We start from the raw sequence: 14,312 nt of genomic DNA on the forward strand, positions 1-14,312 counted from the left end.
GTCGGTCTCCTTGTGGCGGTGAGTCCTGTCAGGCACACGTCGGTGTATGCGCTGCATGTTGTATGTGACAAGGACAGTACTACAGGCGATCGGGTGTGCGCTCTTTCTTCGCGCACAATCGACCGACTTTCGCCAGGAATGAGGAGGGTGCGTGGGGTACATAGGGGTCTGCTGTGGGACAAAATGAATTGACCTGCGCAAATATTTATGCGCCACGCTTACATGTAGATTGCGGCGTTTTATGGGGGAAAAATTCCTGTCTGAGACGGCACAAATCATGTAACATGTCACAAGAATCAACAAGCAGTCCGGTGAAGGGGAGCCACAATGTCAACCAGCTACACTCACTCGATACATAATCCGTTGCTCTTGTGGCGCCCCCTGGTAGTTGCAAGCGCCATCCTGGCGCTCTCTACTTTGTCTGGCTGTGCCTCGACGAATGCATCGTCTGACGACTTCGCGACGCAAAGCACCGAGGTCGTAGAAACACCAGAAAGCGACGCGACGACAGAAACTGAACAGCCACAAGCAGAGTACAAGAAGCCAGAAAACCGACCGGACTATAAAGAGGTGATCGATAATTGGTATAAACAGGATATAGAAGTAACTCAAGTAATTGGTGAAAGTGACACCGACGAAGACCTTGAGAAACGGGCACAGTTTATTGCGGCGCTATATCTTAAGCATACAGAAGAGGACTCTAGACAAGTTTTGCAAAATAATTACGTTGGACTAGACGACCGCCTCGACAACAGCGCTAATCCAATATTTGGTAGCGACATACTTACATGCAGTGACAAAGATCTCAATTCGGCACTAAGCGCTCAATATCTATTCCCTGTATTAGCAAATCTTGAGGCGTTTCATAATGGCAAGCAAGATAGGGTACAGGAGATTAACTATAAGACTTTTCACGCGCTCAAGGGGCATATCAGGCCGTACCCAAACTCCGAGAGCCTAGGGTTTGAGCGAGCACATTTCCATGCTTTGCTACAAGATCCAAACGAAGAGCCGACTCAGCCAGAAACGCGAACCGTACGCATCTCTGACGAGGATGTGGCAGTGATCGGCATTCTTGAGAATGGATACAAGCCACCTGTAAGTGAAAAATATCCAACATTTTGGGTTAAAGTCACTCCGAAGGATGGCAATCCTCATAATATTGCACTTATCCAGGCGGTAACTGCCGTATCGTTGAGTGATGCAGCGGGTCAGATTCCAGACTTTAATGGTAACACGCGAATCATGGAGGCTCTTATAAACCCAGAGGACTATCCGGTTTCGTTTGGGCACCCTAAGTCAGAGGTAACGATCCCTGTTATTCGGACTGGTTATGTGGTTACACTTGATAAGCTGCCCGACAGTCTGAAGTAAACCTGAGTCGATATATTTATTATTCATAAGCACATTGGTATCATGTGCTTATGAATATGTGGCGACGACTTTTGCTGCCAGTCTTTATTCTGATTACTATCTCCGCCGCATACAGACAGTCATATATCTGACTATTCGTACCCTTGAGTGACAGCATCTCGCATGGCCGGAGCTTGCTCTTTGATGACGGTACGGAACCGTTCAGTTACTGCGGCAGTTTGCTCCTGGAGGAGCGCGTACCCAGCAGCACATGTAGCCGCTTTGAAGGCTCGGTGCCACTCCGCATGCTTCATTCAAGACGGAGACTGCCTACTTCTGGCCTCTATCACACCCGCCTCATACTGCGGCAAGCGCTCGACTGAGCCTGTCTACGCCCTCTCGCCTGTGACAGCACCCTCGCAAACATGCGTCTTGTTGTTCAAACTGCCCCGCACGCGACGCAGAATTAACAACAAGACGCAGGATTAGTGAGCAAGTGCCTCATCGGTGAACACGTCGGCACCTGGATACTCAAACACCCCTAACCGCTCACGGGCGTCCTGTTGCCATTTCTGGGGGGTATGCGGTGAGCAAACTGCAATGCGGTGTGCAAAGCCGAGGGAAGGCATGTAAAAGCCCCGCGATTCCAGAAGGAAGCGCGGGGCTGCTGGCGGAGCTGGCGGGATTTGAACCCGCGAGGGGCGAACACCCCAACCTCCTTAGCAGGGAGGCGCACTAGGCCACTATGCGACAGCTCCAGTGACGACCACTTTAGCGGGCTGGGCGCATGAAGAGGAAATCCGTGGGATTGCCTCATGCATTCAGCCGTAAAATAGTCGCTTGGCGGAGGGCGAGGGATTCGAACCCCCGGTGCCATTGCTGACACAGTGGTTTTCAAGACCACCACCTTCGGCCGCTCGGTCAGCCCTCCAGCGGGATTAAGTGTACCTTACCTGCGTGCGATCGTTTTCCACAGGGCAAAATCTGGTTGAAGGTCACAACCTGTGAGGGGATGTGTGCGCCGTGATGTGGCATAAATCCGGCGAAGCGCCGAATATTAGTGTGTATCCACACTGTTCGCAGGGTATTTTGTACCCTGTGAGCACTGCTTTTGATCCATGTGGTCAAAATGTTCAAGTGGTGTGACCAGTGGCCGACGCCTTCGGGCACGGTCTTTTTCTCTGCAAACACGGTCAATCATGTCCAACGGAGGTCACATGCGACGCCCCGGCAGTCCCTTTTCCCCATTGAGTCGAACAGTATGCGGTTATGCAGCCTGTGGCGCAGTCCTTGCGCTCAGCCTGTCTTCTGTGCCAGCGTGGGCCACTGACGCCCCTGATGATGCTGATACTGCATCAGTACCCGCTTCTTCCGCTCCCGCACAATCAGGAAACGACGGGCAAGAGGGCACTAAAGAGTCCGATACTGCCCCTGCAAGCGGGGAAGGCTCTACTGAAGCCCCGCAAACAGAAACAGCTACGGCAGGGGAAAACGCTAACTCGGCCCCTGCATCCGGCGACTCCTCTTCCGAGGACGAAACCGACGTTGCCCCGCTTCCTGTGAATGCTGCCGCAATCACGCCGATTCCAGCTATCCAGACGCCAGGTGAAGCTGACGATTCAGCGCTGATCAATACGAGCGTCACCACGACCGGTGTTGTGACAGCCGCATTCCCCGCTGGCGAAGGCGGCCTGACCCCCACCATTGAGGGCTTCTACATCCAGACCCCGGGAACCGGAGGCGCATGGGACCCTGCCCGCGCGGCCTCGGACGCCATCTTCGTTTACGTTGGCAAGAAGAAGATGGAAATCCCCCAGGTCGGCCAGTGCGTGACGGTGAAAGGTAAGGTTGCCGAGTACGTCAGGCTCCCCAAGAAGAATGGGAAGCCGCAGAAGGTTCTTCCTACCCACCAGAGCCTCACTCAGCTTACTTCCCCGAAGGTCACCGTCGAGTCTGCCTGCGACCCCGTCACGCCCACTCCGCTGACGGGAGTGCCCACGGAAGCCCAGAAGGAAGCTCTTGAGGGCATGCTCGTCGCACCCCAGGGCACATGGACCATCACCGATAACTACAAGGTTCATCAAGAGGGCACGCTGACCCTCACCCCCGGCACGGAGCCGCTCAAGCAGGCCACCGACGTCGTTGCCCCCGGCGATGAGGCCCGCCAGTACGAGGCCGAAAACGCCGCAAAGACGATCGTCCTCGATGACGGTACGACGACCTACCTGCAGAGCAAGAAGGCCCAAGAGGCCGCCTACGCCTACCTGTCAAACGAGGTTCCCGCCCGCGTCGGCTACCACGTTCAGTTCACAAAGCCCGTTCTGTTGGATTCGCGTGATAACGGTTTCGCTTTCCAGCCAACTCAGATGGTGGCCGGCCATCCCGACCGTTCGCCCGTCACCATCAGTGGTGAGCGTCCCGCGGTACCCGCCGTTGAGGGTGCTGTGAAGGTGGCGACCTTCAATGTGCTCAACTATTTCATTCATTTGGGCGAAGATGAGAAGGGATGCAAGGCGCACGAGGACCGCGAAGGCAACGGCCTGACCGCGAAGGAATGCACGGTTCGTGGCGCGTACTCGAAGGCTGCTTTTAAAAACCAGCAGACCAAGATTGTTCAGGCCATTAGCGCTCTCAAGGCTGATGTTGTCGCCCTTGAAGAAATCGAAAACGGTGCCAAGCTTGGTGCCGACCGCGACGGCGCTCTGAAAGCCCTGGTTGCCGCTCTCAACGAGGCCGCAGGTGCCGAGGTGTGGGCGCCGGTTCTGAGCCCCGCTACTGTCCCCGCTCATGAAGACTTCATCCGCGTGGCGTTCATTTACAAGAAGGCTGCTGTCAGCCCGGTGGGCGAGTCGAAGATTCTCGATCACGATATCTTCACCAATCTTGCCCGCCAACCTCTAGCCCAGGAGTTTGCTCCTGTCGTCACCGACGCACAAGAGGGCACGAACTTCGTGGTGATCGTCAACCACTTCAAGTCCAAGGGCAGTGTGTCCAATGTTCCCGGCATGAACAATAAGGACGCCGGTGACGGCCAGGGAAACAACAACCCCCTGCGTGTCGAACAGGCCAAGGCCCTTGCTGCCTTCGCTGAACAATTTGCCAGCAAGCCGACCCTGCTGGTGGGCGATTTCAACTCCTACTCCAAGGAAGATCCCATCCGCGTCCTGACCGAGGCCGGATGGGTGCATAAGTCGGGTGAGACCTCAGCCTCCTACGTCTACGGTGGTCGTGTGGGCTCCTTGGATCACGTTCTGGCCAACGCTGCCGCTGACAAGCTGGTGGCGGGCGTGGCCTCGTGGGCGTTGAATGCGCAAGAGGCGGTGGCGCTCGAATACTCGCGTGCGAATACGAACGCGCATCTGACATTCGAGGCCGACAACCCCTACCGTTCCTCCGATCACAACCCTGAGATTGTGGGATTGAATGTTGTGAAGGACAAGCAGGCTCAACCGCAACCTCAGCCCCAGCCTCAACCCCAGCCGCAACCCCAACCTCAGCCGCAACCGCAACCGCAACCGCAGCCCCAGCCTCAGCCGCAGCCCCAGCCGGACCAGTCCCAGAAGGATAAGAATCCTTCTGTCACGCCCGGTACTGACGCAGGCAAGAAGGCTGACGCAGGGGCGAAGGCCTCAGGCAAGCCAGGGAAGAAGGGCAGCAATGGCAAACTCGCAGCAACCGGTGCCACCGGTGTGAGCATTGCCCTCGCTGCGGCTGCTCTGACTGCTGCGGCGGGTGTCAGCCTCGTCCTGCGTCGACGCGCCTGAAGCGCCACGTCCTGACGCTTACGCTCACTGCAGCCCCTGCTTTCCTCGCCCATGTGGCACAGGATTGCAGGGGCTGCAGCTATAGGAGGAAAGTAAGCGGAGGAACGCTGCCGGTCACTCTGAGCGTTCAGTGAGATGCAGAGCACGGGGTGGGCGTGCCACACTTAACCTATGCATGAAAGAGCTGGAACCCGCGCCCTGCCCGAAGACCTCATTGACGTCAACGCCGTCGTCAATGCCTATTACGAACGTGAGCCTGACCCGACCAATCCCGACCAGCGCGTCGTCTTTGGCACTTCCGGTCACCGCGGCTCATCCCTGGACTCGGCATTCAACGAGGCCCACATTGTGGCCACCACGAAAGCCATCATTGAATACCGCGCCTCCCAAGGTATTGATGGCCCCCTCTTTATTGGTCGTGACACCCATGCCCTCTCTGAACCGGCATGGCGTTCCGCTATTGAAGTCCTCACCGCCGCGGGCGTACAGGTGAAGGTCGCTGCCCGCGCCTACACCCCCACCCCCGCCGTATCGGTGGCAATCCTGTGCGCGAATGGTGCTCCCCATAATCTACGCACCGAGGGCCCAGGCTTGGCTGACGGTATTGTCGTCACGCCCTCGCACAACCCTCCCCGTGACGGTGGTTTCAAGTACAACCCGCCTCATGGTGGCCCTGCTGATTCGGATGCCACCAGTTGGATTGCTGCTCGTGCCAATGAAATCCTTGAGAGTGGCTGGCGCGAGGTGCCTCGCACGATTGGTGCCGACCTGCTCTCTCACCCCTGTGTGGAGAACTACGACTTCCTGTCGAACTACGTTGATCAGCTTGCCGATGTCATTGACATTGATGCGATTCGCGAGGCCGGAGTGCGTATCGGCGCTGATCCTCTGGGTGGCGCTGCCGTTGACTACTGGGCGGCAATTGCCGAACGTTACGACCTGGATCTGACGGTCGTGAATCCGACCGTGGATCCCGCATGGCCCTTCATGACCCTGGACTGGGATGGGAAGATCCGCATGGATTGCTCCTCGCCATACGCGATGGCCTCCCTGCGTCAGGTAATGACACCTGACGAGGACGGCAACACTCCCTACGACATTGCTACCGGTAATGATGCTGACTCTGACCGTCACGGCATTGTCACTGCTGATGGCTTGATGAACCCGAACCATTACCTGGCTGTGGCGATCGAGTACCTCTTCACTCATCGTCCGAACTGGCCGGCCACCGCTGCTGTGGGCAAGACCCTCGTGTCTTCGGCATTGATTGACCGGGTGGTGGCGTCTATGGGCCGCGAGCTGGTTGAGGTGCCCGTGGGCTTTAAGTATTTTGTGCCCGGTCTGCTGACTGGCACGGTGGGTTTTGGCGGCGAGGAATCTGCCGGAGCATCCTTCCTGCGTAAGGACGGTTCCGTGTGGTCAAGCGACAAGGATGGCATCATCTTGGCCCTCCTAGCTGCAGAGATCACCGCAGTGACCGGCAAGACCCCCTCCCAGCTTCATCAAGAGCAGGTTGAGCGTTTCGGGGCGTCGGTTTACGCCCGCATTGATGCTGCTGCCAACCGTGAAGAAAAGGCGAAGCTTGCAGCCCTGTCTCCCGAGGATGTCACCGCGACGGAACTGGCTGGCGATCCCATCACCGCCAAGCTGGTGCGTGCGCCGGGTAACGATGCCGCTATTGGTGGCTTGAAGGTTACGACTGACTCCGCATGGTTTGCTGCTCGTCCCTCTGGCACGGAGGATGTCTACAAGATCTATGCCGAATCCTTCCAAGGCCCTGAGCATCTGGCTGAGGTGCAAGAGGCTGCGAAGAAACTTGTGGCTGATGCTTTGAGTAATTGATCTGATGTGGTTTGGCTGACTGAGCCGACGTGACAGAGCACTGAGCTGCCTGATCGGGGCCCGCCGCTTTCAAGCGGCGGGCCCCATTCGTTCGGGCAGTTTTTGTGTGTTCATACCTGGCTAATGCCGTGTTCGTGCAGTGTCCCGCGTGTCGTGCCCGTTGGTATCTGACGGGTTCCCACGTGTGCGTCCAGGCAAAAAACGCCGTTTAGTAGGCGCGAAAATCCTTGACTGCACATCTGGGTGCGCAGGGATTCGGATCCGCTCAACGCTGTCATAACAATGGTGGGATCAGGCAAAAGTGTCTATCTTTAGACATGTGAAAATCTCGCGGCCCGAGCCCCTACCCCGCCTACGGCTGGTCTTTTTGGTGCTCGCCTTCATCAGTGTCATGGCCGGACTGAATGCTGCTCTAGTGCGCGCGGGGGCACTTGCCCCTGTCCCTCATGCTGACCTGGGGAATATTCACGGCCCGCTTATGATCTACGGCTTCTTGGGGACCGCTATCGGACTGGAACGCGCAGTGTCCCTTCAAGCCGATCGCCGCAGATTCTGGCCCTACGCAGCGCCGTTATTCGCGGGCGTTGGTGGCGTGAGTGCGATCGTCATGGCCGTATCACCAGAGGCGAGCTCTGCTGTGAAGAATGTGGGTGTTTCCACTCGTCTGATGCCCGGCGCACTGTGGGTGGCATCAATGCTGATCCTCCTGGGTATCTACCTTTATATTGCTCTGCGCCGCCAGCCCTCAATGAGCGCCCTCATTCAGATTCTCAGTGCCTTCGTTGGAGCTTCTGGGATTGCCCTGTGGATGAAGGGCTACGACGTTCCTGCGATCGTGGCCTGGTGGCTGATGTTCCTGGTGCTCACCATCATTTCTGAACGTCTTGAGTTGGCGCGCATTACTTTCGCGGGTGCCGGTGTAGAGTTCAGGGTTCTTCTTGAGTCAGCGGCGCTGGTGGCAACGCTTGTCTGTAGCCTTATTGCGCCGAGCATTGGGATGGCGCTTCTGGGTGTGGCGTTGGCGGTGTTGGTGGCGGACGTTGCCTGGCATGATGTGGCCCGCCGGATGGTAACCAGTACGGGTATCCCTCGTTTTGCAGCCACCTGCATGCTTGGTGCCTACGCTTGGGCTCTGTGCGCGGCCGGAATGTGGATCTTTATGGGGGCGACCTCAGGGTATGCCTACGATCTTGCTGTTCATGCGTTGACGATTGGATTTACGCTGTCGATGATCGTGGCGCACGCCCCGGTCATTATCCCTGCTGTCATTCGACGCGAGGTTCCCTACCATCGGTTGATGTGGGTGGGGTGGGCGTTAATCCAGGTGGCCCTTCTCCTGCGTCTCACAGGAGGCGGTCGAGATGTTGAGGCGCTGTGGCGCTTCGGGGTAGCCCTGGGTGTTGTCGCTTTCCTGGTGTTCGTGATGGTGACAGCGACCCTCACGATTCGTCAGGCGCGCCGCCGTCAGCGTCAGTGGCGCCATAGTCAGGCAGATGCGCGGACGGAGGCGAGCCAATGAGTATCCCTCTTCGTTCGAGGCCGCCGCAGGAGGGGCTGAGTGGTGGAAACGCAAGCTCTTCCACAGCCGCCCACGGTAGTTCACCTTCTCGCCCACGAGCCCGCCGCGATGTGGTCAGCCCAGTGTGGATTGCGGTGTCTGTGGTGGCTGCGGCCGCGACCTTAGCGTTTCGACAGCACATGCCCCAACCCTTGTGGACGATGGTTCACGTCATCACGCTGGGGGTACTGACCAATGCCATCTTGCATTGGACATGGTTTTTTGCCCGCGCTCTTCTACGCTTGACCCCCGAGCATCGCGGCCCCTCGCGCGATACGACAATCCGCCTCCTCGCCGTCAACGCCGCCTTCATTGCGCTGGTGGCTGGCATGTGGTCAGGGTCAATGGTGCTCATCCTGGCGGGAACCCTCGTGTATGCGACGATGATTGCCTGGCACGGACTGGCCCTCACTTTCGCTGCGCGCACACTATTGGCCAGCCGTTTTGCCGTGGTCATCCGCTACTACATGGCGGCCGCAGCATTCTTCGTGGCGGCAGCACTATTCGCAGCCCTAGTGGCAACAACCATGTTTGTCGTTGACCTTCCGGCGTGGTTTGTCGAGGCACGAGATGCCCTGACGATTGCCCATATGAGCGCCGCCGTTTTCGGCTGGGTAGGGCTGACAATCGCAGGAACTCTGGTGACTCTGTGGCCAACGATGCTGCGCGCTCGCATGGCCCCTCAGGCGGTGGAGTTCGCCATGCGAGCCTTACCCGTATGGAGCATTGGGACAGCACTGTGCATGCTCGGGGCTCTCATCCCTGACGGGCGTCTTGCCGCCCGCGCGGTGGGTGTGGGAGCGGCTGTCATTGCGGTAGCCGCAGCAGTGGGTGTGGGGGTAGGCGTATGGCGCAGCCTGCGCCCAGCAACTTCACCGCCCCAACTCAAGGAATACCCCGCATTGGGGGCACTCCTTGCCCTCCTGTGGCTGATCGCCGGAATCGCCGCATTCGCCTTTGTTGCATTGCAGGCCAGCGACCTTAGCGCAATACGCGCCCAAAGTCTGACGTGGCTGCCACTCATTGGGGCAGGAGGCCTCGTCCAGCTTATGCTGGCGGCCCTCAACTACCTCACCCCAGTGGCTACAGGGGGCGGTCCGACAGCGATAAAGACAGGCGTGCGCGCAGTGAACTCACACGCGACCCTACGTATCGCCGTGCGCCATATCGCTCTTGTCCTACTGGCCCTTCAGGCAGTGAACGAGGCGCTCGCGGGCGCTGACCTGACCAGTGTTGATCCTTCCGTCGCGTTGGATGTGCTCGTACAGATGCGGATTAATACGGCGCTGTGGATCGTGGTGGTGCTCTCAGTCGTAGTTGATCTACTGAACCTGGGCCGCGCACTGATCATCCAGCGCACACGCGCTCGCCTGTTAACGGCCAACCGACCCTCGTCATCCCCCACTGAGGAGAACTCTCAATGAACGCTGATACCACTCCTGATACTCAGCTTTCACGCGCTAGCGCCCTTGTCATGGCTGTGGTGAGCGTGGCGGCAGTCGTGCTGGCTATCATCCTGACCGGCCCCATCGCATCCCCATCCACCACTGCAGCAGGCAGTGGTGCCCACGGTGCGAGCCCACAAACGGTCACCCCCACAGGGCAAACAACCCATGTGGAGGTGTCAATCCGCGGCATGGCTTTCGTGCCATCCCGTGTTGAGGTTCCAGCAGGGAATGCCCTCCACCTCACCATCCGCAACGAAGGCGATCAGCGCCACGATCTTGTTTTTGCCAATGGAGCGACCACCGGCCAGATTTCCCCAGGGGCAAGCGTTGAACTCACCCTTGACCCTCTGGGCGCGGACCTCCAAGGATGGTGTTCTCTCCCCGGCCACCGGGCGGCAGGCATGACCTTCGATGTGATCGTCACGGGGGCAGCGGCTACTGGCTCCTCTTCACAAACTCCGCCATCGGCTGACAATCACGCACACGGGCATGCGCACGGGGCGGTGGCCTCGTCAGCGGGGGTGCCCACCATGCATGAACTCATGGAATACAACACAACCATCACCCCCTACCCAGCAGCCCTAGCGCCCGCGCCCGCAGAGAAAACTCACCACATTACCTTGCGCGCCTCCGAACACATGGATCTTCTTGCCCCCGGTGTTGAGCGCGCCGTGTGGAGTTTCAATGGCATTACTCCTGGGCCGATCTTGCGCGGCAAAGTGGGCGACACCTTCCACATCACTCTCATTAACGATGGGACGATGGGCCATTCCATTGACTTCCATGCCGGCGACATCGCCCCCGATCAGGTAATGCGCACGATTGAGCCGGGTGAAAGCCTCGAATACGTTTTTGAGGCCAAACGCGCAGGTATTTGGATGTACCACTGCTCCACCGCCCCCATGTCGCTTCACATTGCTACCGGCATGCACGGTGCGGTCATTATCGACCCCACCGACCTGGATCCCGTGGACCGCGAATACGCGCTGGTTGCCAGCGAACTTTATCTCGGCGGCGAGGGTGGGGCCGCCAACCCCGCCAAGCTTGCAGCACTGGCCCCAGACCTGGCCACCTTCAATGGGCGTCCCTTCCAGTACACCGCCCACCCTCTTGAAGCCAAGGTGGGGGAGACTGTGCGCATGTGGGTGCTGAATGCCGGCCCAAATATCACAACGGCCTTCCACGTTGTCGGCACCCAATTCGATACGGTGTGGGCTGAAGGCGATTACCTCATTCGAGGACGAGGCGCGGGCGGCGGAGGGTCGCAGGTGTTACCACTCGTTGCGGCTGAGGGCGGTTTCGTTGAGTTCACACCGACGGAGCCGGGGACCTACACCTTCGTTAACCACGTGATGAGCGTGGCAGAAAAGGGCGCCCACGGGGTGTTGAAGGTGAGCGAGTAAAAGCGCAGCCGAAGGTGACCGATTCCGCCAATTTACGCCTATAAGCGGGCATTGAAGGCGAGTACGATAGAACCTCGTGCTCGCAAACTACGCAGAAGTCCTCACACTCCCCGGCGCGTGGCGTTTCTCCCTTGCTGGAGCCATTCTGCGTATGCCCATGTCGATGGTGGGCATCTCAATGATTCTCACCGTCAAAGCCGCCTACGGGAACTACACGCTGGCGGGCCTTGTTGTTGCCGTCAGCATTGTGGGGACTTCCGTGTGCGCGCCGATTCTTGCGCGGATGGTTGACCGCTATGGTCAGCGCAAGGTCATGCTTCCGTCCCTGGTGATCTGCGCAGTATCTTTAGCGGTCTTTTCTGTGGCGAGCCTGTGGGTAGCGCCCGTGTGGGTGGTCTTTGTGGCGTCCGCACTTTCTGGCGCGACCTGGGGTGCGCCGGGCGCCCTCGTGCGTTCCCGCTGGTCAACGGTGGTGCAAGAACCTCGCCAATTAACTGCCGCCTACGCTTTGGAAGCGGCAGTTGATGAGTTTGTGTTCGTGGTGGGCCCGATTGTTGCGACGATGGTGGGCACGGCCCTTCACCCGGCAACGGGTTTGATCCTGTCGATTCTTTTTATCACTATCGGCTCTGTGGGGTTCTTTTCGCAGGTCGATACTGAGCCGCCCATCGTTCACGTTGACCGCACGCAGCGTGCCGGCACTGTTATTACCCACCCGGTTGTCATTGGCCTTGCTTTGACCTATGTGGGTGCGGGGGCGATGTTTGGTGCCACCGATGTTTCGGTTGTGGCATTCACTGAGGAAAACATGCAGCCAGCTTTGGCGGGCGTCTTGCTGGGGATCTTCGCTTTTGGCTCGCTGGTCGCCGCATTGATTTACGGCGCGCGCACATGGCGTCAACCCTTGTGGAAGCTTTTCGGCATGGGTGTTGTGGCTTTGGCGCTGGGAACGTCGAGCTTCCTGCTGGCAACGAATATGTGGGTCTTAGGCCTGGCCATGTTGGTGACGGGCCTGACGATCGCTCCGACGATGACGAATGTCAACATGATTATTGCCAAGGTTGTCCCCTCTGGGCAGCTCACCGAGGGATTGACGTGGATGAGTACCGCTATGAATATTGGTGTTTCCCTGGGGTCGATGCTGTCAGGGCGCTGGGTTGACGCCAATGGGGCCGCAGGTGGTTTCTGGGTGGTGATGGCATTCGCCTGGATCATGGTTGTGCTGATGATTGTGGGGCTGCCAAGTTTGCGCCGTCACACGGTGAGTGCCGAGCGGGCCTCCCACCTGCCTGCGATTGAGAATGACGGGGAGCACTCAGGCGAGGATCACTGAGTGCGGGAGAGTTTTGGGGATTCCTTTTGTGGGCTGGTGTCGACGATTGTCGATCTAGGGCACAATTAAGGAAGCGCGTTACTGCTGATGGCCTGTGATGAATGTGCGTGGGCGTGACAGTAGGGCCGCTTGTGTACCGATGATGGAAGAGGGAGAGCTGTGGTTCGGTCGAAGTTCTTGATCGATGATGTTACCCCTTCACCCATTTTGACCTCGGTTAATGCGGTTGGTGAGCGTTTTAATACCGTCTTGGCCAGGGTGCTTCAACGATTCGGATACGATTCGGGCATTGTTGGTTTTGGCGGCTATGGTTCCTGCGATAGTGCGCGCGTGTTGGGGCGTGTCATTATGGCCCGCACGCACGATCAGCGTCGTTGGTTGAGTGAGCGGCGAGGGTGGCGTCAATTCTTTGACGCCCAGGTGCCTCGTGAGCCAGTCGCCGTGACGATCGGGCGGGCGCGCGTTGTGACGGCTGCTGATCGTGGCGGATATGTTGATCTGGTCTGTGAAGGGCATGGTCTGACACCTGGCTGGCACACGGCGTGGATTCAACCGCTGTCCAGGGAGCAGGTGCGTGAGTGTCCCTCTTTGAGCGCCCTTCCTTGTGCTGTGTCTGCTGCCTCTGATAACGAGGCTGCCGCAGGGGAAGTCACCTCCGCTGTTGAGCCCGCTGCGTGGGTGGATATTGACGGTGTCCGTATTGATGCTGGCCGCGCTGTGCCGGTGGCGGTGCGGGTTGTTGGTGATGCTGAGCGTTTCGGGGTTGTCTCTGACATTGATGACACGGTGATTGTGTCGATGGTGCCGCGTCCTTTCGTGGCTGCTCGGCACGCCTTGATTGATCGGGTGGCTGCCCGTGAGGCTGTGCCTGGCATGGCGAAGTTGCTGACGTATCTTTCGCAGCGTGCAGCCCGTGATGCCGGTGAACCTCTTGAGGGTGTGCCCGCGCCGACGGTGTATGTGTCAACCGGTGCGTGGAATGTTGTGCCGACGGTGCGTGAGTTCATGGGAAGGGTCCACTTTCCGCGGGGCGCGTATTTGATGACTGATTTTGGCCCATCGAATACCGGGTGGTTCCGCTCAGGCCGAGAGCATAAACGCCGTGAGTTGAGGCGTTTGGCGGCGGATTTGCCGCATATGCGCTGGTTCTTAGTTGGTGATGACGGGCAGCGTGATCCTGAGATTTATGCCGAGTTTGCCCGCGAGTTTCCCCAGCATGTTGCTGGTATTGCCATTCGTTCACTGTCGAGTCGGGAGCAGTTCCTTGCTCACGGAACGCTGTCGTCGTTGTTCCCCGATGCCTTGCGTGATGTGCCAGAGGGGATTCCGGTTTGGTTTGGCGAGGACGGATTCCGCTTGCACGAGCAGGTGAAAGCGGCAGAATAGCGACAGAGGGCCGGAAAGGTACTTCGGTACTGTTATTTCCTGGCCGCCCAACTCAAGCGCTCTACTGTAACACCGTTACAGTAGTGTGACAGTAGCGGAAAGGCACCCCAACTTTTCCGCACTATTTCGCCTTTTTGGACTTTCACTGCTGTAACACCGAGGCGTTACAGCTCGTTACAGTAGGCCCCTTACAGGGTGTTAAAGCGGGGGGGGAAGCAGCCTTTT

General features: G+C 58.4%; 8 protein-coding genes and 2 tRNA genes. 8 read left to right on the forward strand and 2 right to left on the reverse strand.

The annotated features are described in order from the left end of the window. The first annotated feature begins 327 nt into the window (after positions 1–327). Positions 328–1,374: a hypothetical protein gene (locus EII11_RS08655; protein ID WP_124871621.1), complete on the forward strand. Its 1,047-nt coding sequence runs from the start codon at positions 328–330 to the stop codon at positions 1,372–1,374. A 647-nt stretch (positions 1,375–2,021) separates the two neighbouring features. Here EII11_RS08655 and EII11_RS08660 read toward each other — a convergent pair. Then, a tRNA-Ser gene (locus tag EII11_RS08660) sits at positions 2,022–2,111 on the reverse strand. An 83-nt stretch (positions 2,112–2,194) separates the two neighbouring features. Continuing rightward, positions 2,195–2,284: transfer RNA gene (locus EII11_RS08665), tRNA-Ser, on the reverse strand. A 379-nt stretch (positions 2,285–2,663) separates the two neighbouring features. On the opposite strand from EII11_RS08665, the gene EII11_RS08670 reads away from it, so the two are divergent. From EII11_RS08670 to EII11_RS08700, 7 genes are all read left to right on the forward strand, one after another. Next, the gene (locus EII11_RS08670) at positions 2,664–5,117 is read left to right on the forward strand and encodes an ExeM/NucH family extracellular endonuclease (RefSeq protein ID WP_240623122.1); all 2,454 of its coding nucleotides are present in this window, start codon (positions 2,664–2,666) and stop codon (positions 5,115–5,117) included. 171 nt (positions 5,118–5,288) lie between these two features. After that, positions 5,289–6,959 carry a phosphoglucomutase (alpha-D-glucose-1,6-bisphosphate-dependent) gene (gene pgm, locus EII11_RS08675; RefSeq protein WP_124871627.1) on the forward strand — a complete coding sequence of 557 codons (1,671 nt, stop codon included), beginning with the start codon at positions 5,289–5,291 and terminating at the stop codon, positions 6,957–6,959. 391 nt (positions 6,960–7,350) lie between these two features. Beyond that, a complete protein-coding gene (locus tag EII11_RS08680) occupies positions 7,351–8,478 on the forward strand; it encodes a hypothetical protein (RefSeq protein WP_205649277.1) in 1,128 nt (375 codons plus the stop codon). After that, positions 8,475–9,941, forward strand: coding sequence for a hypothetical protein (locus EII11_RS08685; protein WP_124871630.1), 1,467 nt, complete (start codon positions 8,475–8,477; stop codon positions 9,939–9,941). The genes EII11_RS08680 and EII11_RS08685 overlap by 4 nt, the downstream gene beginning before the upstream one ends. After that, positions 9,938–11,368, forward strand: a complete 1,431-nt coding sequence (locus tag EII11_RS08690; RefSeq protein WP_124871633.1) for a multicopper oxidase domain-containing protein — start codon at positions 9,938–9,940, stop codon at positions 11,366–11,368. Before EII11_RS08685 ends, EII11_RS08690 begins: the two co-directional genes overlap by 4 nt. Positions 11,369–11,444: 76 nt before the next feature. Further along, the gene (locus tag EII11_RS08695; RefSeq protein ID WP_124871636.1) at positions 11,445–12,701 is read left to right on the forward strand and encodes an MFS transporter; all 1,257 of its coding nucleotides are present in this window, start codon (positions 11,445–11,447) and stop codon (positions 12,699–12,701) included. A 159-nt stretch (positions 12,702–12,860) separates the two neighbouring features. Continuing rightward, a complete protein-coding gene (locus EII11_RS08700; protein ID WP_240623123.1) occupies positions 12,861–14,087 on the forward strand; it encodes an App1 family protein in 1,227 nt (408 codons plus the stop codon). Positions 14,088–14,312: the final 225 nt, after the last annotated feature.

Origin of the sequence: Schaalia canis, assembly GCF_003858455.1 — a bacterium.
GTDB lineage: Bacteria > Actinomycetota > Actinomycetes > Actinomycetales > Actinomycetaceae > Pauljensenia > Pauljensenia canis.